Annotated in this window: 14 protein-coding genes; 5 read left to right on the forward strand and 9 right to left on the reverse strand. The window is 50.2% G+C overall.

Going from position 1 to position 22420, the window contains the following annotated elements; genetic code table 11:
* The first annotated feature begins 122 nt into the window (after nt 1-122).
* The 3 genes from NFS31_RS20535 to NFS31_RS20545 all read left to right on the forward strand — a co-directional run bounded on the left by NFS31_RS20535 (nt 123) and on the right by NFS31_RS20545 (nt 4896).
* Nucleotides 123-2330, forward strand: a complete 2208-nt coding sequence (locus NFS31_RS20535) for a cytidine/deoxycytidylate deaminase family protein (RefSeq protein ID WP_251499302.1) — start codon at nt 123-125, stop codon at nt 2328-2330.
* A gap of 12 nt (nt 2331-2342) precedes the next feature.
* Complete coding sequence (locus tag NFS31_RS20540) at nt 2343-3545, forward strand: dCTP deaminase domain-containing protein (protein ID WP_416389488.1); 1203 nt, start codon at nt 2343-2345, stop codon at nt 3543-3545.
* Between the two features lie 319 nt (nt 3546-3864).
* Nucleotides 3865-4896, forward strand: coding sequence for a transposase (locus NFS31_RS20545; RefSeq protein WP_251499307.1), 1032 nt, complete (start codon nt 3865-3867; stop codon nt 4894-4896).
* 427 nt (nt 4897-5323) lie between these two features.
* Here NFS31_RS20545 and NFS31_RS20550 read toward each other — a convergent pair whose 3' ends face one another.
* A complete protein-coding gene (locus NFS31_RS20550; RefSeq protein ID WP_251499310.1) occupies nt 5324-7027 on the reverse strand; it encodes an AAA family ATPase in 1704 nt (567 codons plus the stop codon).
* 324 nt (nt 7028-7351) lie between these two features.
* On the reverse strand, nt 7352-9037 hold the full coding sequence (tnpC, locus tag NFS31_RS20555) for an IS66 family transposase (RefSeq protein WP_251499313.1): 1686 nt from the start codon (nt 9035-9037) through the stop codon (nt 7352-7354).
* 263 nt (nt 9038-9300) lie between these two features.
* Between tnpC and NFS31_RS20560 the strand changes: the two genes are divergently transcribed.
* Complete coding sequence (locus NFS31_RS20560; RefSeq protein WP_251499317.1) at nt 9301-9831, forward strand: dihydrofolate reductase family protein; 531 nt, start codon at nt 9301-9303, stop codon at nt 9829-9831.
* Between the two features lie 104 nt (nt 9832-9935).
* Here NFS31_RS20560 and NFS31_RS20565 read toward each other — a convergent pair whose 3' ends face one another.
* From NFS31_RS20565 to NFS31_RS20575, 3 genes are all read right to left on the reverse strand, one after another.
* The gene (locus tag NFS31_RS20565; protein ID WP_251499320.1) at nt 9936-10757 is read right to left on the reverse strand and encodes a helix-turn-helix transcriptional regulator; all 822 of its coding nucleotides are present in this window, start codon (nt 10755-10757) and stop codon (nt 9936-9938) included.
* 538 nt (nt 10758-11295) lie between these two features.
* Complete coding sequence (locus NFS31_RS20570; RefSeq protein WP_251499322.1) at nt 11296-12672, reverse strand: MFS transporter; 1377 nt, start codon at nt 12670-12672, stop codon at nt 11296-11298.
* A 199-nt stretch (nt 12673-12871) separates the two neighbouring features.
* On the reverse strand, nt 12872-16018 hold the full coding sequence (locus tag NFS31_RS20575; protein WP_251499325.1) for a glycoside hydrolase family 2 TIM barrel-domain containing protein: 3147 nt from the start codon (nt 16016-16018) through the stop codon (nt 12872-12874).
* Between the two features lie 201 nt (nt 16019-16219).
* On the opposite strand from NFS31_RS20575, the gene NFS31_RS20580 reads away from it, so the two are divergent.
* Nucleotides 16220-17089 carry an AraC family transcriptional regulator gene (locus NFS31_RS20580; RefSeq protein WP_251499329.1) on the forward strand — a complete coding sequence of 290 codons (870 nt, stop codon included), beginning with the start codon at nt 16220-16222 and terminating at the stop codon, nt 17087-17089.
* Nucleotides 17090-17094: 5 nt separating this feature from the next.
* Here NFS31_RS20580 and NFS31_RS20585 read toward each other — a convergent pair whose 3' ends face one another.
* The 4 genes from NFS31_RS20585 to NFS31_RS20600 form a co-directional block, all read right to left on the reverse strand.
* A complete protein-coding gene (locus tag NFS31_RS20585) occupies nt 17095-18552 on the reverse strand; it encodes a PucR family transcriptional regulator (RefSeq protein ID WP_251499332.1) in 1458 nt (485 codons plus the stop codon).
* A 323-nt stretch (nt 18553-18875) separates the two neighbouring features.
* Nucleotides 18876-19928 (reverse strand): 2,5-dihydroxypyridine 5,6-dioxygenase NicX family protein, encoded by a 1053-nt coding sequence (locus tag NFS31_RS20590; RefSeq protein ID WP_251499335.1) that lies wholly within the window; start codon nt 19926-19928, stop codon nt 18876-18878.
* 83 nt (nt 19929-20011) lie between these two features.
* Entirely contained in the window at nt 20012-21295 is a 1284-nt protein-coding gene (locus NFS31_RS20595) for a M20 family metallo-hydrolase (protein WP_251499336.1), read from the reverse strand.
* The gene (locus tag NFS31_RS20600; RefSeq protein WP_251499339.1) at nt 21273-22319 is read right to left on the reverse strand and encodes a 2,5-dihydroxypyridine 5,6-dioxygenase NicX family protein; all 1047 of its coding nucleotides are present in this window, start codon (nt 22317-22319) and stop codon (nt 21273-21275) included. Before NFS31_RS20600 ends, NFS31_RS20595 begins: the two co-directional genes overlap by 23 nt.
* Between the last annotated feature and the right edge of the window lie 101 nt (nt 22320-22420).

Genomic DNA, 22420 nt, shown 5'->3' on the forward strand with positions numbered 1-22420 from the left:
TGAGCGCTATTTTGTGAGCTAAAGTATTGATTTTTCAAGGAGCAAATCCCATTTTTAATGTGGGAAGTTTGAGTAAAATAAATAATATCAGAAATCATGATTAAGCATGGGGGATATAAAACATGGATTCTAAGCAATCATCTAAATTTGTAAACAAGCTTTCCGAACAAAATCGAAAATTTTGCATCATAGGATTAACCGGAAAAATTTGTTCCGGAACATCTGACGTATGCAGACTGTTGACAAGTCCCGATTTTTCCGATAATGTCACCCAGCCTGCCAATACAACCGGATTTTCTATGAGCGAAATTCGTGAACATAAAGTTATTTATCGCTATTTACATCATCATTGGCAGCCTTTTGTTGAACTCAGAGTCACCAGTGCTATCCTCACCTTTTTGATGGATTCTGAACTGAATGTATTGGAAAACAATCCGAATGGCAATCTTGTACGAAAAAGTATAGAAAAAATTTTGTCGGACTCTATCAAAAATCCAGCAAAATTTCAGTCAAAAATATTGGAAAAAATCGTAAAGGCTGACCAAATTCTTTGCTATAATCAGGACAGCGCCCTGACATCATCACATTTTAAGATATTAGAGAAAAAAAGCCAGGAATTTGTGAAAAAAGCAGTCAGCAGCGAGATTATCTGGAGTACGTGGAGGAGCATCCGGGCCTGTCTGGACAGAAAAGAATTCACAATGGACTCCTTTATCTTTTGCTATGGAGTTCTTCCTGCATTAAAAGATCTCATCAAAAAAGATTTAGGGGATGGCCCGTTTACCACTGCCTTTCAATATTTCGGCAACCGCATCCGGGCAAGCGGCAGCATTATTACCAGTCAGGAGAAAGAAAATACCATAAACGCTGAAAAATTATTTGCTCTTTCTGAGAGAATCAATCAATTCGTAAAAATACTGCGGCATTATCCCTTGCTGGAAGCATCCTCTGATACAAAACCTCCGCTCACGAATCCTGTTACCTTTGTGATCATAAATAATTTTAAAAATATATTTGAGACATATTACTTTAAAAAGCGCTATTCAGCCTTCTATTTGATGGCGGTTTCCTGCGATGATCAGAAGCGGCAGGCAAAGTTCGGAGATATCGTCCAATTTAAGCTCGCAGATTTAAAGGAAAACCTCTCAAGCGGAAAAAAGCTGTTTAATCTGGCTGATGATTATATAAAAAGCAGAAAAAAAACACAGGAAAGCGAAACTGATTTTATTAACCGCAGTAAAACATTATGTGAAGATTTAGGGGTAGGCACCGCTGAATTCCAATTTATAAAGGAAATCTTTGCGCCTGAAAAGCCCCTGAGAAGGATTGCCTATGAATCCAAAACCGCTTCCTTTATCCTTCAGGATGTCATGACCTGCATTGAGAATGCTGATATTTTTGTCACACGCAACCGCGAAGAGGCTGATTACAAATGTGACTATCCCCTGATCCGTTCACTCGGCAGAATCGTCACTCTGATCCTCCATCCCGGTCTGCTTACCCCTACTAAACTTGAACGATGTATGCAGATTGCGATGACTGCCAAACTGAATTCCGGATGTCTGTCACGTCAGGTAGGCGCAGTCGTGACAGACAGTGAATATAACATATTGTCTCTGGGATGGAACGATGCCCCCTGCGGCGTAGAATCCTGCCTGCGCAGAAATCTTTTTGATTTACTCAGAAAACATGATAGTGAAGCCTACAGCAAATATGAACTCGATGATCCAACCTTCCGGGCATATTTAGATAAAATCAATTCTGCTCTGATAAATGCCAAAGAAAATCTGAACGGATTACCTATGGCCTTTTGTTTTAAAGATATTTATCAGGATATCATCAAACAGCGGGATCAGATTTATACCAGAGCTTTACATGGAGAGGAACGGGCTTTGGCCGCATGCGGAAATGAGCGTGCAAAGGGCGGATATTTGTTTACCACCTCAAGCCCCTGCGAATTATGTGCGAAAAAAGCCAAAGAAGCCAATATCAGTAAAATCTACTATATTGAACAATATCCTGGCATCTCACACTCTCATGTGATAGAAGTAGGCGACCCAAATACACAGGCGCAATATGAGTTTTTTGTGGGGGCTGTCGGAAGCGCTTATGTTCGTTTTTATACACCGTTAATTCCGTACAAAGATGAACTGGACGCCATTCATTTCTCTGCCTCAGAGTTCCACAAAAATGCTCTGCGAAACGAAAACAGAAAAGTTTCATCGGCCAACGGCTCAGAGAAAATGCATACCGATTTCCAAGAATACGCCGGCTTTTCTTTATCTAAAGAGTCTCATTATCCATGCCAGGAGCAGCAGGAAAGACAATAAAGGAGGTATCCCGTGCTATCCCGAGATGATTTAATCAATGCGATTGCAGACGGAAGTTTAAAAATTTATCCCTTTGAGGAAGAAAACCTGACAGGTATTGGATATAATCTGTCTACTACCTATTTTGCTTTTTCCATTAATCGGGGGATTCTGCTGACGGTCCATCAGCAGACCACAAATGAAGGAGTAAACCGATATGTCATAATTCCCGGAAATGACACGGTTCTGTTTTTTTCAAAAGAGTATGTTGAAGTTGACCGTTCTATGGCCGGAACCTTTCACGCCAAAGTTTCCAGAGTCTGCCAGGGATTGGGACACATTAGCACTACCTTGGATCCCGCATGGAAAGGACAAATGATTATTTCAATAAATAATCCTACGGCAAAGGCGATCCGTTTTGATTTAGACACGAACAGCGGAAATATTATGACCATGCTGCTACATAAGCTGGACACCGCAGTAACTGGCGATCACATTCACAATAACAATCAAGGCCGCTGCGATTTACTTTTGGAACACTTTGCCAAGCCGCTCCCCAATAAAGAATATCAAAACAAACATCTGCAGCTTGAGTCCTTTGTGATCGGAGAATTTGCCGACTCGCTTAACGGGTATGACGAATTTCTAAATTCCGGGCAGTCGGCTGACAAATACACTCAAAAAGCTTGCCAGCTTATCGAATTAAAAGAACGATTGACCAAAGAACGCAGAATCCTGCAGGAAGACCGATATATGATGGGCAGCCACGGAGTATATCATTGCCTCAGAAATGAGAGCGAAAAAGAGCTGCTTCAAAACTGTACCCTGTTCCAGATTTACAGTAAGACCCATGAATCTATCCGCCTGATTGATGAACTCAAAAAAGAGGATCTTTACACGGTTGACCCTGTTATTGAAAAATATATTAACATTATTGATTATGAATTAAAAACAATTAACCATATCCGGCGTATCATCTGGCAGAACAAAAAAATCGAACAATTTGCCGGAGAGGCTTCCCCCCTGGTCCGCCTCCGCCAGCAAGAGAGCGACCGAATACGCCTTCTTAAATTCTGGGGCCCTCTTCTTGGTGTTCTCATTGTCGCTGCCATCGTAATCTTTCTTTTATGGAAGTTTAATGTCTCCAGCAATGCCTGCAGCGTCATTGCAACAATTGCCGCGCCGATTCTGGCCCTGGCTGTGCAGTTTTGGTACGATGGATGGAAGAAGGGGTGAATACAGTTTACATTAGAACGTGTTTGAAAAATCACCCCTGATAAGTATTGTGTGCTCTCGGAAACTCGAATCCCTTGTTTTATAAGGCGTCAGAAGTTTCCGAAATCTCATTTTCACCTCTATTTTTTACCTTCATTTTGTAACATTTCCGCTTTTAAATAACTTCCTGTTCTCTAAAAATAATTCTTTTTTTCAAAAAAACAGGTTGACAAATACCCCGAAATGTGCGGCCGTTTTCGCTGATAATGCCAGCGAAAACGGCCCTTTGTTTTATACGTAACTATCCAATTTCACTGATAAAACAAAGGAGGTCACATTTATGTTCAAACCCGGATCATGGCAGAGCCATGGCGAGTACAGAACCAGCGTCACTACGGTTGGCCGCAGGCTTTCCCGCAACAACCCAAAATATTCCTTTAACGAATATGATGAAGAACGGCAGAAACTCTTAAACCTCAACCTTGACCCGCTTCTGGAATACATCCCCGGTTTTTATTCCAAAGGGGGACGCCAGGCAGCGCGCCAGGCGCAGATCCTGCGCTCCCTGATACTTTTCGTCCTGCTTTTTAATAAAACCAAAGCACGCACAAGCCTTACTTTATGGGTGCGGAAAGTCCTTCCCAAATCCATTTCCCTGGCTGTCCTTATTGGCTGCGCCTCTCTGGAAGAGCTGCCGCCCCTCGGCTCTTATTATGACTTTATGAACCGCTTCTGGATAGGATCGAGGAACCGCTATTCCCGCACGGCTCTTCTTCCCGCAGGCAAAAACGGCAAAAACCCCAAAAAGCTGATTGGCGCCGATGGAAAACTGGCGGAGCCGGAAGACCCCTGCACGGTTACCGCCAGGGACATCGTAAATGATATCCTGGACGGTAAGCCTGCCGCTGACAATCCGGAAGCTGCACTCCAGAAGATCTTTTCCATGCCGGCCGGCATCACCTTCGATAAATCCGGCCATCCCATATACCCTGCCGGGCATGAAATGTGCCCATGGGGGAATGATCCCATAAAGGATGCACACAAATACCGCTGCCCCCTCAGATGCGGGCGTATCCGTTCCTGCACAAATGAAGCGGCATGTTCCCCAGGCTCTTACGGGCGCACGGTATACGTGAAAAACCATGCGGACCTGCGTTTCCATCCCCGCATCCCAAGGGATTCCGAAGCGTATAGGCAGATATACAGCGAGCGTACTGCATGTGAGCGCATCAACGACCGGGGGTTGAATGATTACTGCCTGCAGAATTTGAAAATACGCGGCAGGGATCATTTTTCTTTTTGGAGTATGCTCATCGGCATATGCATACATCCTGACGCCAGATATAAGGCCGCACGCCTGTATGCCGCTTAATTTATAAACGAAATAAAATACGTTGGTTTCTGTCTGTAAAAAACTCTTTTTTGCAGGCTTAATTGTTATGTCCTTTTTTCTAACCGCTGTCCGAAAACAACGCAAAATCTTCAAGAAAGAATGTGTTAATGAGGAAACCTGTGAAATCCTGAACTCTTCAAAAATCCGGGCATTTGTGGACTTCGACAAGGTGGCTGACAGGCCGCACTGAACAAATGGAAGGCAGACCTTCTTCCCGGAGACTTGTAGTGGTTCATGGATGCGGATGGCCCTGACCTAAAGCTGATTCTGGATGCCTTTGGAATTAGCCTGCCTGCAAAGCTGTACTGCCGTGCTGAGCTGAAACATATCAAAACGGAAATGGAAATTTTCATGCAGGGAATAAATGTAGGTACATTTTCTCAAAATATTGAATATCTCTGTCCGTTTACATGGTCTGCGCCGTCACCCTACAGCTTTTTTTATAACAGGCAATTCCAAATTTATGAATGGTCCTCATATCCTCCTGTTTTAAAACCGCCATATATCCTCCATCCTCTATCTGTTTCATTGCCTGATTGCATGCCGTCTCAAATGCGCCGTTTTCCGCATACTTCACTTCCATTATGCATCCAACCCTTTCTGACGGAATCATTATCAAAATATCCGTATATCCAATACCTGATTCCGCATTTGATTTTACAATCCAGCTCTCTTCTGCTCTCATAAGCCCCAGCAGCATTCCATGATAAAAGTTCTCTTTCATCTCTTTCCTGACATACGTATCCCGGATACTGATGGAATCATTCATAAAGCTGTCAAACAATAACCCGACTTTCTCCCCATCCCCTCTTTTTACCGCTTTACAGAATTCTTTCCATCTCTCTGTATTACTTACCGCTCTTGTTTCAAACCATGCGTGAATTCTGTCTTCATATATTTCAAGGATTTCCCGGTTTGGGATAACCAGTTTATGAACCTTTCCGGCCGGCTCTCCGGCGTCTGTAAGATACCCGGTTGCAAAAAGAATGCTCCACAGATACGTCTGCCTTTTCTGCGGCTCCCTGCTGTCAAAATCCTGATATGTCAGTCCCGAAATCAATGGCTTTTCCACACACTCGCCGGAAATTAACGCTTCAATCTCCGCTCTTGTCGTCTCATTCGAGTGTTCCAGGATATCTTTTACAATATGGTTGCTGCTGCTGTTTTCCCAGTGGGACTCCATCCGGGCATTCTTTGATTCGCAAAATTTATCACATTGATTTAACACGTCCCATGGGCAGTATACATGTGTATTTCCAAACCGGTATCCATCATACCACTCCTTAAAAAGCCCGAACTTCTCTCCCAGATTGTAATAATCAAGCAGAGCTTTTACTTCCAGGTCTGTAAATCCAAAGTATTTTGCAAACCGGACATCTGAGACAGTCCGAATCTTGAAATTATTCAGCCCTGTAAAAATACTTTCTCTCGCAATCTGGAGACAGCCTGTAATTACCGCAAATTCAAGATTCTCATTTGTCTTAAGCGCCTGGCTGAATATCGAGCGGATCAGGCTGACCATCTGCGGATAATAACCGTTTTGATATGCCTTATCCAAAGGCACATCGTACTCATCAATCAGCACAATCGCAGAGACGCCATAGTGTTTACGCAAAAGTCTTGTCAGCAGCTTCAGGCTGTTGTAAAGATCCGATGGTTTCTCCAGCCGGTTTTCCGCCAGCCGCTCAAATCTTGCTTTATCATACTGCATTAACCGGCTGCTTTCCATAAGAAAACCCAGCCTGGCCGCCTCTTCGCTGACCACCGTGGACAACGTCTCATATGCCGTCTGGAAATCTTCCCCTCCGACATCCTTCAGGCTGATGGATACAACCGGATACCTTCCCATATATTGTTCACACAGTTCCTTTTCTTCTGAAATTTTTAAATTTTCAAACAGTGCAGCGTCTGTGCCAATTTCAAAGAATGTTTTGAGCATGTCCAGATTTAAGCTCTTTCCAAAACGCCTGGGGCGTGTAAACAGATTCACGCTGCCCCTGGTTCTCAGAAGTTCACTGATAAATTCCGTCTTATCTACATAGTAGAACCCTTTTGTCCTGATATTACGAAAAAATTCTTCTCCTATCGGAAGCTTCTTCTTTTCAATCATGGCCTTCTGCCCTCCGTACTACAATAAAATTAACAGAAAACTATTTTCAGGCTTATATCACTTCTTAGCTTAATACCTGAACTGTCACATAATTCCATCTGTTCACGTATACTCCGCGCACGCAGAATCGCTGCTCCTGTTTCCTGAATATATCAGAATTTAAGTATAGTATAGTTTGTGGAAATACACAATCAGTTGATATCATTTTTTATATTTAGACAAGTGTCCGGTTACTTTTCACGGGATGGGGAAAACCAATTAAACAATTGTAAGCGATGAATAACCTGCCGTATTGCAGACGATCCCCTTGGTGCTGCTGCGCTTTTAAACAGGCAATGGCTCATGTGCTTCTGCTGTTATGCTTTCTATATCGATCAGACCTGAACAATGTTTTTTTATAAAATCACTCCATGGAAGCAGCTGTTCCATGCCTGCGGACTCATTTTGATAGTCCGGCATATACAACAGCACCATGTACAGATACTGGAACACGTTCAGACCGTTCGCTTTGGCTGTCTCAACAATACTATACATCACTGCACTGGCCCGTGCACCGGCTTCGGAGGCATGGAAAAGAAACGCTTTGCGGCCTATGGCATAACTCTTGGCCCTCCGTTCCGCAGCGTTGTTTGATATTTCACATCTCCCATCCAAAAGATAGTTGTTTAAGGTATCCCGGTGGTTCAGGGCATACTTCACCGCTTTTGCCAGTTTACTACCTCCCGCCGCATTTACCGTCTCGCCCCACTGGAAGAAGCCTTCCCATATTGGAACTTCCAGTTCCCTGCGTTTTAACGCCCTCTCCTGTGCGGGCAGATCTCTAAAACCGCGTTCGAGATAGAACAGCCGGTTGCAGTAGGAAAGGCCCACTTCCGCCGGGATCCATGTGGGAACTTCCCCTTCCTTTGGAAGTCTGGGTTCTGGTATGGCTTCTTCTGAAAGGATATCCAAAAGCTTTATGTTTTTCCGGCGCTGTGCGGGCACCGCCTCAAAAAATTTCCTCCGGCAGTGGGCCGGGCAGCATACGAGGACCACATCTTCGACCTTGTTGTAGCCCTGATAGCCATCGCACTGGAGAAGGCCATGGAATCCTTCCAGGAAATCCCGGGCACAGGTGCCTTTGCGGCTGGGCTGGTAATCGTACAGGACGATCGGTGCAAGCCCATCGCTTCCGGTCAGAAAGATCCACATATAAGAGGTGGATTCTGCTGTCCGGCCCTTTTCATGCAGGACCTGGCATGTAGTCTCATCTGCATGCAGGACATCCCTCTTCAGCAGAAGGCTGTGCAGCTTTTCATACAGCGGCAGGAGGTAATGCTCTGCGCAGTAGATACACCAGTTTGCCATGGTCTCCCTGGGAAGCGTCAGGCCAAGCTGGGCCACCAGGGATTCCTGCCGGTAATACGGCAGCCCAAGGAATACCCTTTGGAACATCACATATGCCACGGCTGAGGCCGAGGCCGGGCTGTGCGGCATCAGCGCCATTGGGGCGGATGCTTTTGCAAAGGTCCCATCACCGTCTTTTCTGCATTCCGGGCAGACGGCCGTCTCCTGCAGATATCGGATACGCTCCACTTTGGCCGGAGTGATCCTCAGTTCTTCCCGCACCTTAACGTAACTGACGTTTTCCATTTCGCCATTGCAGTAGGGGCATCTGCGTTCTTCCCGGGTGAGCGGGATCCGTATTTCCCGTACCGGAAGGGCTGCATACTGCTCTGCGCGGGCGGCTTTTGGTTTCCGGGATACCCTGCTGTGGGCTTTTACCATCGTTTTAGCGGAGTCCTCCCCTGGCCCTGCAGGGGGCTTTGGCTCCCCTGTTTTTTCGCTGGCCACGCCAAAAAACTGCCTCCGGAACTCTGCCAGGGTTTCCAGAAGGTTCGCTTTCAGGGACTGGAGTTCATCCACCAGCTTCTTAAGGTCAGCGATGGCAGCATCTTTCTCGGCGATCCGCCTTTCCTGCATTTCAATGTAAGCTTTCTGTTGTTCTGAAGCAAGGAACCGATAAAACATCTCTAAAACCATTCCTGTCAAATAAATCCGAAACGATTCATCCGAAACGCCTTGTTTCCGACTGTTTCATTTCTACTTACCGGAATCTTTCCCTTTCGCCTAACCTTAACTAACTGACATTGGTTCATGTACGTTCACAGCAGCCAGCAAACATCCGTGAACGCCGCCTGCGGATAAACACGAATCTGAGATAAAATATAGAAAAACGCCAGCTATTATGCTATACTTTCTGTATTGCTCACAGAACTCTGAAAGGTAAAAACATGAGAACAATCGTTTTATTCATCGCCATGAGCCTGGACGGATATATCGCGGATCCCGCCGGCGGCGTAGGCTGGCTGAACGGCCAGGAGGACACAGCGGAGGATCCCGGCCCCTACCCGGCATTCATCAGGGACGTGGATACCATCATTATGGGGTACAACACCTGGAACCAGATCACAACCGAGCTGTCCCCGGGAAAATGGATCTATCCCGATCAGAAAAGCTATGTCATCACGCATAAAGCGCTCCCTTCTTCGGAACGGATCGCATTCACCTCCGAGGATCCCTGCAGCTTAGTCCGCAGGCTGGCCAAGGAAGGCGGAAAAAACATCTGGATCTGCGGCGGGGCTGATATCGTCCGGCAGCTTATGAGGGAACATCTGATTGGCCGGTACCACATCTCCGTTGTCCCAACTATCCTTGGAGGCGGGATCCGCCTTTTCAGCCCCATGGAACGGGAAGTGAAGCTGCGCCTTGTACGCGCGCAGGCATGGAACGGCATAACGGATCTGATTTATGAACCAAGATAATGTAAGGAACTGTCCGGAAATAACTTATGCAAGTTGCGAAGAAAAATCCTGTGCAACTTGCATAAGTTATTTCCAGACGGTTCCCAAGCCATGCGCGCCGGCCGTCACAAATTCCGGCCGCCGGCCGCGCTCCTGTTTGCGGCCGCCATTTCTCTCCGGTACTCTCTGGGAGTCATATGGCAAAACTGCCGGAAGACGCGGTTAAACGTGCGCTGGCTCTCAAACCCGGCCTCCATGCACACCTCCGTAACCGGCCGGTCTGTATGCATGAGCAGCGAGCAGGCATAGTTAAGCCGCGTCTCATTCAGGTACTGGTTAAAATTGCGGTGAAAGGTTCCTGAAAACACCCGCGACAGGACGTATCTGCCGACTCCCAGCGCCTTTGCCATCTCTGGCATTGTGATCGTTTCCCGGAAATGCTCTGAAATATAGCAGACGCACTGGTACACGATATCCGCATCCTCCTGGCCGCTCTCTTCCTCCAGCTCCAGCCGCGTCATGGCCTTTGCGAACAGGATCTGCACATAAGCCTGCCTGACCGCCCGCTCCTCTTTTTTGCTCTCAAACAGGCGGTGCACGGCGTTGACGATATCAGCCGGCACGTTTTCCCTTCGGATCACAGGATTCCTGGGCGCGCGCTGCTGCCACTCGTTTCCAAACGGGCTCAGCATCGACGCCGGGGCGAGCAGAAAGAGCGCCCGGCCGCCCGGCCCGCCAAACGCCTGGTAGTGGTGTATCCGGTTGGGAAACACCACGCCGAAATCCCCGGCCTCCATATGGTACAGCTCCTTTCCCACGCCGAGCTCCAGCGTCTCCTTTTCCACATAGACAAACTCAACCGCCTGGTGGAGATGGGGCGAAATATGGCCCGGGGCCTTGTCGAGCAGCGTCAGCTCACGCCCCGCCGCCTCGTATATTGGATACATCCGGCTTCTCCTTTCTCTGGCCAAAACTGGCAGCCGCACAGGTGAAAAAATCGTCGTTACTGTTCACGGGGCTCATCTTCTTGTCCGGCACAGCCAGACAAGAAGCATCGGGCGTCCGCCCGATGTGGAAAACTGACAGAAAACAGCCTTACAAGCAAGCTTGACGTCTGTTTTCCGCCAGTTTTCCCCGCCCCGCGAACTGTAACAAATTGTCTGCTTTTTCCTCTCATCTGGCGCGTAATCCGCTCTGATATGGTGTAAAATAGCCTCATCCGGTACAGAAAGGAGGCTACGCCATGAACCGTATTAAAATTTTTATGAACGGCCTGATGGACTTTTATGCAGACTATTTCAATCATGTATACCATGCATAACCACCCGCTGCACGCGGGAGTCGCCAAATGTGTATGCAAGCATGCCCACTTGGCCCGCTACACGCGGGAATAAAGGAATGCGCCGCCATCCGGCATTTCAGCCACATGGCGGCGTTCCCGGCCGGACGAACCATCCGTCAGGATGCGCCCCGCGCCCTTAAGCGTCAGCCGGCCCGCTGACCGTTCGCCTTAAGCTTTTCATTCGTCTCTTCCACATTCATTTTGGACAATATCAGGGTGATAACAAGGCTTATCGCCATCGGAATCCATAAGTACATCACATACAGCATGCGGATGCACGACTCCGGCTGCGCGGCCGCTGTCCCGTCAAATCCGCTGGCCGCGAGCAGCCAGCCGGCGATGGCCGTCCCCAGCCCGCCGCCGAGCTTTACGCCCAGGGAGGTGCAGGAATACATCGTCCCGTCCACCCGCTTGCGCTTTGTCAGCCAGGTATACTCCGAGCAGGAGGCGATCACGGCGTTCATATCGCCCTGCCAGGGCCCCTGCCCCAGAGCGGCTACGCCGGTAAACAGAAGCATCAAAGGGACGCTCCCCAGATACCCTGCTGCGACCACCAGCGCACGGCCAAGGGTTCCCAGCATATAGCCCCTTAGATTCAGCTTATACATCCCCTTCCACCGCGCCACGAGCGAAGGCGTAAAGATAAGCGCTGCGATCAGGGGAATATTGATGGCCCACGAAAACACGCCGAACAGATTTTCATTTTTCAGCACATACGTCATGTAGTAAATACCCATGTTGATCATGGCTGTATAGATCTGCTGTAAAATGTAAACGCCGCAGATCATCAGATAAAACCTGTTGGAAATAAGCAGCTTTGCCGCTGTGACAAGGCCGTACTTCTCATCCGGCGCGCCGCCGTCTGCGGTAGACGCCTCGCTTAGCTCTTCCTCGGAAAGCTCTTTTACAGAGCAGACAGAAAGCGTATTGACAATCAGCCCGATCACGGCGTAGATGACGGCCACGGTTCTCCAGCCCGAGGCCCCTCCGCCCGCGGCGGCCACAGCCCCGATGGTCACGGACTGGATCAGAAGGCTGGTCGAAAAGGCAAAGATGAACCGGAAGGATCCCATCTGCACCCGTTCCCTGCTGTTTTTTGTGACCAGGGCCGTGAGAGCTGAATAGGCAATGTTATTGGCTGTGTAAAACACAGCGTTTAACAGCGTATAGGCAATGAAAAACCACGCGTACTGAGCCGTTTTCCCAAAGGACGCCGGCACGGCAAAGATAGCCACTAATGTAACCGCGCAGCCGATATAGCCGTACAGCATCCAGGGCCTCGCCTTTCCCATCCGGCTTTTGGTCTTGTCAATCATCGCGCCGAAAAATACGTCTGTAACCCCGTCAAAAAATTTCGACGCTGCGATCAGCGAGCCGACCACGCCGGGATTCATCCCCACGGTGTTCGTCAGGTAAATCATAACAAAGGAGGATAAGAATGCATATACCACATTTCCTGCAATATCTCCGGAACCGTATCCTACCTTGTTGTACCACTTTAAATAACGTTTCTCCTCCATAACTACACTCCTTTTTGCAGTGATGTACTCCCGGAGTCTCCCCATGCCTGCCTTTGCGGCTGATTTTCCGTGGAGTACACAGCGGGACCCGCATCCCGTATTCGTTTCCGGATTCTGCATGCTTGAATACCGGAACGCAAGGGCCCGCTTTTCTTAAATGTGAATAGTAACTATGGCCTGCCGCGGCTTTTTCTGACCTCTATCTGACAAATGGCGCCATTTTGATACGAAACGTAAAGCTCTCTTTATTCAGTCTGTATTTCTCCCCCAGAACCGGCCCGCAGCTATTGGAACCGATCCCGTTCTGCTTATAATCCAGGCACAGCACTGTGCTGCCCGAAGGCTCTAACTCATAATTGTGTTCTTTTTTCTCCAGCTCCTCCTGCGTATAGATAGATGCGTTAAATGAAAACCGATCCTCTGAGACGGCCGTAATCCCCCATCTGCCGCCTGTCAGCGTCACATAATCGCAGTCTGCATGGCTCCCGTTTTCCTGCGGCCGGATGTAGTCCTCATGCATTTCCCCCACGCTCGCGCGGTACAGCCCGTGCAGGGACGCCCTGTGCTTGTCGCAGTAGCTCTCATACGGCCCCAGCCCATAGTAGGAAACCTCGGAAAGCTCCTTTTTTAAGAATAAACGGACGCCGAACCGCGGAAGCTCCGGGAATTCCATGTCCCGCTTTACTGACATCTCCAGGAAAATCCCCCCGGCCGCATCGATCTGCCACCTGGCCTCGATATCCAGGATCCGCTGCACCGCGGCCGCGTTGACGGACATGGCGCATGTGATGAGAACCCCTGTCTCTGTCCGGCTGATGTTTGTCCCATAGGCCCTTGCCGCCGCCCTGTCATATCCCGCGCGCTTCCATTCCTTCTTTATATACATATCATTGTCCGTGGGCGCCCGCCAGATATTCAGCTCCATGGCCCTGTCTAAATACTCCCTGCCCCCGAAGGACAAACGGCTTATCAGGCCCGTCCGCTTATCAAGGCTGCAGGAAAAGCCCCGGCCCCCGCAGACGATCTCCGCGTCCGTCTCCCGCACTGTGAGCGGCTCTGGAAGAAATTCCGCTGCAGCCGCATTTAGCCATACAAGCGCCTCCTGGTTCCTGTCGTCCTTTGTCTTAAGCGGCAGCTCCTCTGTCCCTAAAAGATGCCCGGCGGGAAGCAGTTCATTCGCGGTACGCAGGTAATAATAAAGCCTTACATACGCGCGCCCCCTCTCCGGAACCGCGATATTCAGACATACGCGTCCCGTCTCCTGCGGCTTTATGGAGCATGCGGGCAGGATTCCCTGCTCTAAACAGGCCCCGTCGCAGTTCACCTCATACCGGATCTCTGCATAGTCGCCCAAATCCGTAAATTCCATGTAATTTCGCAGCGCCAGCTCCCCGCTCTCCTGATGGAAGGAAACAGCCCTGGCCGGACGGTATACATTTTTATACTCCAAAAGCCCTGTGTGGACGCGGCGGTCCGGGTATACCAGGCCGTCCATACAGAAATTCCCGTCATGGATCGCCTCGCCGTGATCGCCCCCGTAAAAATACACGGTTCTGCCCTCCGATGTCCCGCCATGCCAGACCGCATGATCGCACCATTCCCAGACAAAGCCGCCGCACATCTCGTCCCGTTCCTGGATAAGCTCAAAATAATCCTCGATATCCCCGGGTCCGTTTCCCATGGCGTGGCAGTATTCGCAGAGGATAAACGGCTTTTTCTCCCCCCTGTCCAGATACTCCCGTATCTCCTCAAGGGACGGGTACATCCTGCTGTACAGATCCAGATTGGAAAAATCATACGCCGCGCCCTTTTTCCTGTACCTGGCGCTCTCATAGTGCGTAAGCCGCCCGGGATCAAACGCCTTTGTCCACGCCAGGGCCCGCTCAAAATTGCGCCCGTAGGCGCTCTCATTTCCCATGGACCAAATCACCACGCAGGAGCGGTTCTTATCCCTGTGCACGCACAGGCGCACGCGGTCCAGGATGGCCTCCCCCCACGCCGGATTGTCCGCAATTGGTTCGTTCCAGCGGTCAAACTTCGTCTCATCCGTATTATCCTCACAGAAAATCTCACACGGCCCGTGGCTCTCCACATCCGCCTCGTCGATCACCAGAAAACCGTACTGATCGCAGAGCTTATAAAACACCGGGGCATTCGGGTAATGGCTCGTGCGCACTGCATTGATATTGTGGCGCTTCATGAGCTCCAGATCCCGCTTCATCTGATCCACGTTCACCGCAAACCCCGTCCTGGGATCCGAATCGTGGCGGTTCACGCCGCGGAACTTGATATTTTTCCCGTTAAACCATAACACCCCGTCCCGGATCGCAATCTCGCGCAGGCCCACTGTATCCACAATCGTTTCTCCGGCCGTCTCGATCACCAGCGTATAAAGATAGGGGGCCTCCGTATTCCACAGAACCGGATCCGGGATCGCAAGGACCGCCTCCGCGCTGCCTTTCTTCTCCATCCCTTCCGTTCCTGCGTCGGCTTTGGCATCTGCTTCGGCGTCCGCTTCGGCATCTCCGGTTTCCGCTTCCGCATCTCCGGCTTCCGCTTTCATATCCGCGCGGCTGACAAGCCGGCCGGACTTGTCGTAAAGCGTCAGCGAAACAGGGATCCGTTTTCCGGAAAAATCGATCCGCACCGACGCCTGCGCCGCGCCGTTTCCCGTCCAGGTTGTCACAAAATAATCCCAGACCCCCTCGCGGGGGCGTTTCAGCAGATATACATCCCGGAAAATACCGCTCATGCGGAATTTATCCTGATCCTCCAGATAGCTCCCATCGCACCACTTCAGAACCAGGACCGCCAGCCGGTTCCTTCCCCCGCAGAGCGCGCCGGTCACTTCAAACTCGCTCGTGGAATGCGATACCTGGCTGTATCCGATGTACATCCCGTTCAGCCACACATAAAAACAGGAATCCACCCCCTCAAAGTTCAAAAATGCCCGCGGGGCCGCCTCATCCCACTCATAAGTAAATTCACAGGCATAAGCCCCGCATGGATTGTCCCGGGGGACATACGGCGGGTCAAAGGGAAACGGGTAGCGGATGTTCGTATACTGATGCGCGTCATAGCCCGCCATCTGCCACACGCCCGGAACCGCAAGGCTTCCAAAACCGGAGAGGTCGTAATCCATCTCAAAAAACGCATCCTCAAGCTCATAGATGCTCCTATAATACCGGAACTTCCACATCCCGTTTAATAGCTGGAGCCGATCCGACGCTTCCCGCGCCTCCAGCCAGTCATCGATCCGGCCTGACGCCGGGATATAGTAGGCTCTGGGAGGAGCCGTGTTTTCGTGAAGCATACTTAAGTCTTCGTAGTATTCTGGCACAATCAAATTTATAACCCCCTTTTTGCTTTAGATGGCCAAATCGCTGGCCGTTTGTGTTGTCTGCGGATTCTTCCGGTTTGTTTTATGTGCATATTATATATGGTTTTTTGGGGGGCGTCCATTACCTGCATTGGACAAAACATGCACAAAATGGTATAATGGGGGTATCTTGGATAAGAGATCGCGTACGCCAGAAAGGAGCTGCCCATGTATATCAACTCCGCCTACCTAAACAACTCCCTTGTCGATTTCAAAGACAAAACCAAACCCCTGATCGTAGGAAGCTGCGGGACCTACCATCTTCACACGCGCCCCCGTCTCCCCACGCGCCGCCCCAGAGGCCGCCTGGATTTCCAGCTCTTGTATATTGTATCCGGCAAGGCGTATTTCTATTTTGATAAACAGGAAGAGGCCACCATCGTTACCGCCGGCCAAATGGTGATTTACCGGCCAAGGGAGCCTCAGAGATATGTGTATTACGGGGTGGATCAGACCGAGGTCTATTGGGTTCATTTTACGGGAAGCAATGTCAGGAATATCCTGCGCTCGTATGGGATTACGAATGATATGCGGATTATTAAGACCGGGACGACGCTGGAATATGCCCGGATTTTTAAGCAGATGATACTGGAGCTGCAGCGCTGCCAGGGGCATTATGAGGAGCTTCTCGCGATTTTGCTCCGGCAGCTCCTGATTCAGATCCACCGCCGCCTGACCACGGAGCATACGTCGCGGAATGAATATATGGACAGGGAGATGGCGCAGGCGATCCTGTATTTTAATAATCATTACAATACAGACATCCGCATCGAGGATTACGCGGCGTCCAGGGGAATGAGTGTGAGCTGGTTTATCCGCCATTTCAGGCAGTATACCAACACCACGCCCATGCAGTATATTGTGGCCAGGCGCATCACAAACGCGCAGATGCTTCTGGAGACCACGAATTATAATGTCACGGAGATCGGGGCCATCGTGGGGTATGAGAATCCCCTGTATTTCAGCCGGATCTTCCGCAGGCATAAGGGGATTTCCCCCTCCCAGTACCGGGAGATGGTAAATGGGGGGAAGATATAATGAAGTTACCGTATCTCCGCCGCCATCCGCTCCACATGCATCAGCACATTTAAGGACGCGATCTCGCTGAGCGGCAAATCGCTGTCCATTTCCAGAAACTTCATGGCCTTTTCCATCCGGTATTTTACGGAATTTACATGAATCCCCATGAGCAGCGACACGTCCTTGATGCTGTGCAGCACCAGATACAGCCTCAGCGTGTGTAAAAATGTCTTCACTTCCGCCGATGGTTTTGCCTGGAGCTGCTGCGCGGAATAGACAAAGGCATCCTGGGCCCTGGGCGCGCTGCTCATCATATAGATCAGGGAAAGCTCGTCGGTGCTGTAGCATCCTTTCAGGAATAACAGGGAATGGATTAAGTTTTTTATGCGGGAGACTTCCCTTTGCAGATTTTTCTGCCTGTATTTTCCCTGGGAAAAGATAAATAGATCCGGCTGCCTGGCCTCGATCATTTTACAGTATGCTTCATATATCGAACATGTGTTTCCATTCTCTTCCTCCGGTATCAGAAGAATACAGTATTTCTGATAAGGATTGCTCTCATACAGGATATATTTTTTATCTATGGCATGCTTCGTTTTTTCATAGTTTTCAAAACGGAGCACGGCGATATATACCCTCGCATTGCCATAATAGGGCGCATTCACCTCGATTTTCCTGATCTTCTTGCTGTGTGAAACCATGTTGTCCAGCTCCCGGACGGCAAACGGGGCCATCTGATGATACAACTGTAAAATATTATCCTGTACCTCTTCCCTTGCCGGGCAGCAGGCAATCATGCTGTGTTCTCCAAAATAGAGTACGGCGATCCGGGACATATCCGCCCGGATGATCATGGGGGACTGCATAGCTTTGCCGCCGCTCTGCCGGATATTCTGAATCCTGGAGGTGAGCACCGCCACATTAATCCCTTCTGTGCCATAGCTGTAGACGGTCACCGCGCTGATCACAACCGGGAGGCGCAGGGTTTTGCTCATCCTTTCACAGAGCACCCCCGGATCATTTTTCAGATGAAAATCAACAAAAATTCCCAGCGCCAGCTCCAGCCATCTGCGCTCCATTGCCTCGATATTGTTATTGGAAATCACACTGTATTCCGCCACTAAGTCGCCCCAGCGGACGGACAGGGGAATATAAAAAATGGGAAAATCATATTCATTTCCCAATTGCAAGATTTCCCTGTCAATTTCGTTATTCAGATAGCCTCCGGGCATGATTCCGATGCCGGCGCACCCATGCTCGATCATCGCCTCAATCAGGTGAACCCGGCTCTCTTTATCATCTGCCAGGTTCCAGAAGCTGGTCACATAAAATGTCCCTTCATCCAGAAACCGGACAACCGACGGATAGGTTTCCTCTAAAATCTCAAAACGCCGGATAACATGATAGATTCCGCTTCCTCCTGCGGCTATGTATCCTTCTTTCATGGACGGGAGCTTTAACAAATCGATGACGCTTATCATGTACGGCCTGTACCTCCATCTATAAATCATTCCTGTTGTAAGGAACTGTTCATATGATCTGCACAATTGTAACAGTTCAGGTTGTCTGAACTGTTACAATTGCCTCCTGTTATCATTCTACCATACTATACTTCGGTTGTTATTGTAAGATTTATCCATATTTTTTGATTGTTTTGAAATTTTAACGCCTGCATGCCATCGGACAGGAGAAATTTTCATCCCGCCCGCATGCAGGCTTATACATAAAAGGACAGGGAACTGTGAAAAACGGAGATAGAAGCACTCCATTGTTTCACAGCCCCCCTGCGGACTCTCCTGTCTGATCAGTGGCCTAACTGACGCGCCATTTCCACAATCCCGGGCGTCGGCCCAACGACCCTGCCCTCATCCAGAATCTGTACGCCGTCTACCCATACGCTGCAGTTTAAGCATATGCCGTCCGAATGCGTGGCAGCCGGTATGCCGCCGGGAATGTCCGATACCAGCTGGGGGCCGACATTTCCGAATCCCCATTCTGTGCATCCCCATACGCGTTCATCCTCCACGATATCCCCGTTTAACAGGGCGTTCGGGCCAAATCCAAAGCTGCCGTGGGCAACCAGGCGCATCTGTCTGTCATGAAATGAATTCATCCATTCTTCATACCGCTTTGCATCTGTTCCCGCGCCCTCAATCTTCACGACATATCCCTTCTCCACCGTAAAGGTGATCGGATCCTTTATGGCCCCAAGGGGCGGCGTGATGGTCCCGTCTGCCACGATGGTCCCATTGATGCTGTCAAAATTGGGAGACCAGCTAATCTGGCCGGGGAACATCTTAATCTCGCCCTTGCGGACATGGCCGTCGGCTGTCACGTATTTTCTTCCCGGCTCGTTATCGCACTCTAAACGCATACCCGCCGGGGAGGTTATGAGGAAATGCCTGCCCGCCTCGCAGTAATCCGAGACAGCCATGATGAACTTCGTCAGAAGCTGGTTGTCCACCTTGCCGATGTTTCGGACCATCAGCTCCGGCGTCGCGCCGCACAGGTTCATATAACGCGGGCGGTTCTCCGGATCCTCCACAATCTTATCGTATGCAGTGGAATAGAAAATCCACTTGTTATTATACTCCACCCACGCCTCGCAGCCCTGGATTGCTTTTACAAGCGGCTCAACCGGCATATCCTTATCCCCTGCTTTCCCGCAGTCTCCCGGCGCGGGCATTTTAAGCACCAGAGGCTTGGCCCCAAGGGCAAAGGCTGCTTTGGCCGTGGCGTTGACCACCTCCATACTGGACTCTGTGTCACATGTGATCGCCAGGGATTCCCCTGCTTTTAAATCAAACATTTCATGAAGCAGCTTATAGCACGCATTTGTCAGCTCATATTCATACATGTGTGTACCTCCTGTTATTTTGATTCCTGTTCACATGCCGGCGGCACGCTCCGCGATGACCGGCATGTGAACAGGAACTTATCTTACTCTTCCGTCCCCTGCGCCCCGTACCGTGCGATCACGGATAAATAGATACCGGCATCCCGTACCATGTTGTCAACCACCACGTACTCATTGGGCGCATGGCACCTGTCATCCAGCGTCGCCCATACGGCCGCCGGAATCTTCTCCGCCCGCAAAATCGCGCCGCATGTGCCGCCCCCAATGCCGCCGGAATACGCCTCGGTTCCCGTCTCCCGGATTGCCTCCACCAGATTTATGACCACCTGGCTCTGCTGCGGCGTGGGCGCGGGCGCATCGGTTCTCGTGAGAAATTCCACTTCGATCGCAATTCCCGGATACTGTTTCTCATACCTGCCGATCAGCCCGTAAATATAATCCATGACCTCATCCACGGGATCCCCGGGCAGCACTCTCATGTCCATACAAAAGCTGTCTTTTCCCGGCATCACGTTAGGGCTTTGTACATTGGCAAATTTCTGGGTCAGTTCAAAGGTCGAACCCGGGGGATTAAACAGCGGATCCTCCCTGTCAAATCTCGTTTTTAAAGCGTCCTCAAGCTCCGCGCCGAACTTCATTCCAATATAACACGCATTGATTCCCAGATGGGGCATCGCCGCATGCGAAGTTCTACCGTTTACGGTAAATTTCAGCCAAACCTGCGATTTCTCCGCTATCTCCACAAAAGAACCGTCCGCGCTGCCGCCGTCCGGGACGATGGCTTCGTCTCCCGGCCCAAACAGCCCCTTCCCAATCAGGGCTTTTATCCCAAATTCGCTGCCTGTCTCCTCGTCGGACACATAACAGAAACGGATATTCCGGCCTATCCGGATGTGTTCCTCAAACAATACCTCGCAGGCGGCCATAGTCGTGATCACAGACTGGCTGTTATCTTCGCACCCCAGGCCGTAAATTCTCCCGTCCTTCTCAACCGGCGTAAAGGGATCCGTCTCCCAGGCATCCGCATCGCCCGGGCCTACGGTGTCCACATGGCTGATAAACCACAGCGACCGGTCTTCCTCCCCGGTTCCCGGAACAGTCGCAACCACATTGAGGCGCACGCCTTCCTGTACCTTCTGGTCCGGGATCTCATACACTTCATACGGGATCTGCCGCCTGTCAAACCAGCGCATGATCCACTGCATCCTGGCATACTCGCCGCCGCCTCCCATTCTGGGATTTACCGCGGGGATGCGGCTCATCTCCATCATGTCAGCGGCCATCTGTCCCCTTTTTTTCTCAATCAGCGCCTTTAATCTCTTTACATCCATCGCGCGCCCCTTTTTAATGCCCCAGTTGCCTGGCAAGCTCTACAAACTCCTCCGTGGGGCCGACCACCTTCCCTTCATCCAGGACCTGTACGCCGTCAATCCACAGGCTGCAGTTTAAGCATATGCCATCCGAGTGGGAGGCCGCCGCGATCCCTGTCTCCATCTCAGACACAAGCTGCGGGCCAACATTTCCAATCCCCCACTCTGTGCAGCCCCATACGCGCTCATCCTCTACGATATCGCCGTTTAGCTGCGCCATGGGCCCAAAGCCCAGGCCGCTGTGCGCCATCAGGAACATATTGGGATCATCGAAGCTCTCCAGCCACTGGCGGAAATTGTCGGCATCCCTGCCGCCTTCGATCTTCTTGATATAGCCCTTTTCAATGGTAAACTTCACCGGGCTCTGCAAAGCGCCGATTGGCGGGGATAAGGTTCCGTCCACCACCAGCACGCCGTTGACGCTCTCAAAATTCGGGGACCAGCTAATCTGGCCGGGGAACATCTTGATATCATTTTCATAGACAAAGCCATCCGCTGTGACGTAATCGCGCCCGGGCTCGTTATCGCATTCCAGATCCGTTCCGGCCGGCGTGGTAAAGCGCATGTGGCGTCCGGCCTCGCAGTAATCGGAAAATCCCTGGATAAACCGGTTCAGAAGGATATTGTCTACCTTACCGATATTGCGGACCAATAATTCCGGATGAACACCGTTCTGATTCATATATCTGGGCCGGTTTTTGGGATCCTCGGTGATCTTATCGTAAACCGTGGAGTAGAAGATCAGCTTGTAATTAAACTCCACCCAGGCGTCGCAGGCTTTGATACCGTCAATCAACGCTTTCATCGGCATGTCCTTATCGCCGGCCTTCGCGCCTTCCGGGGCGGCAATCTTAAAGATCAGGGGTTTTGCCCCCAGAATAACCGCCGCCTGGGCCGTCGCCTCCACGATCTCCTCGTTGGACATGGTGTCTGTCGTGATCGCGATTGTTTCCCCCGGCTTCAGCATGAACATATCGCGCAGAAGCTTTAAACAGGCATCCAGAACTTCGTATTCTAACATACTTTCCTCCATTCTATTGTCGCTTGGACAATGTTTCTTTTTATTCTTAAGTCCGGACTGTGCGGGACTTTTGAATTCATTTATTTGTGATGCAGTAGCTA

Source organism: Otoolea muris, assembly GCF_943193115.1.
In the GTDB taxonomy this organism is placed as follows: domain Bacteria; phylum Bacillota; class Clostridia; order Lachnospirales; family Lachnospiraceae; genus Otoolea; species Otoolea muris.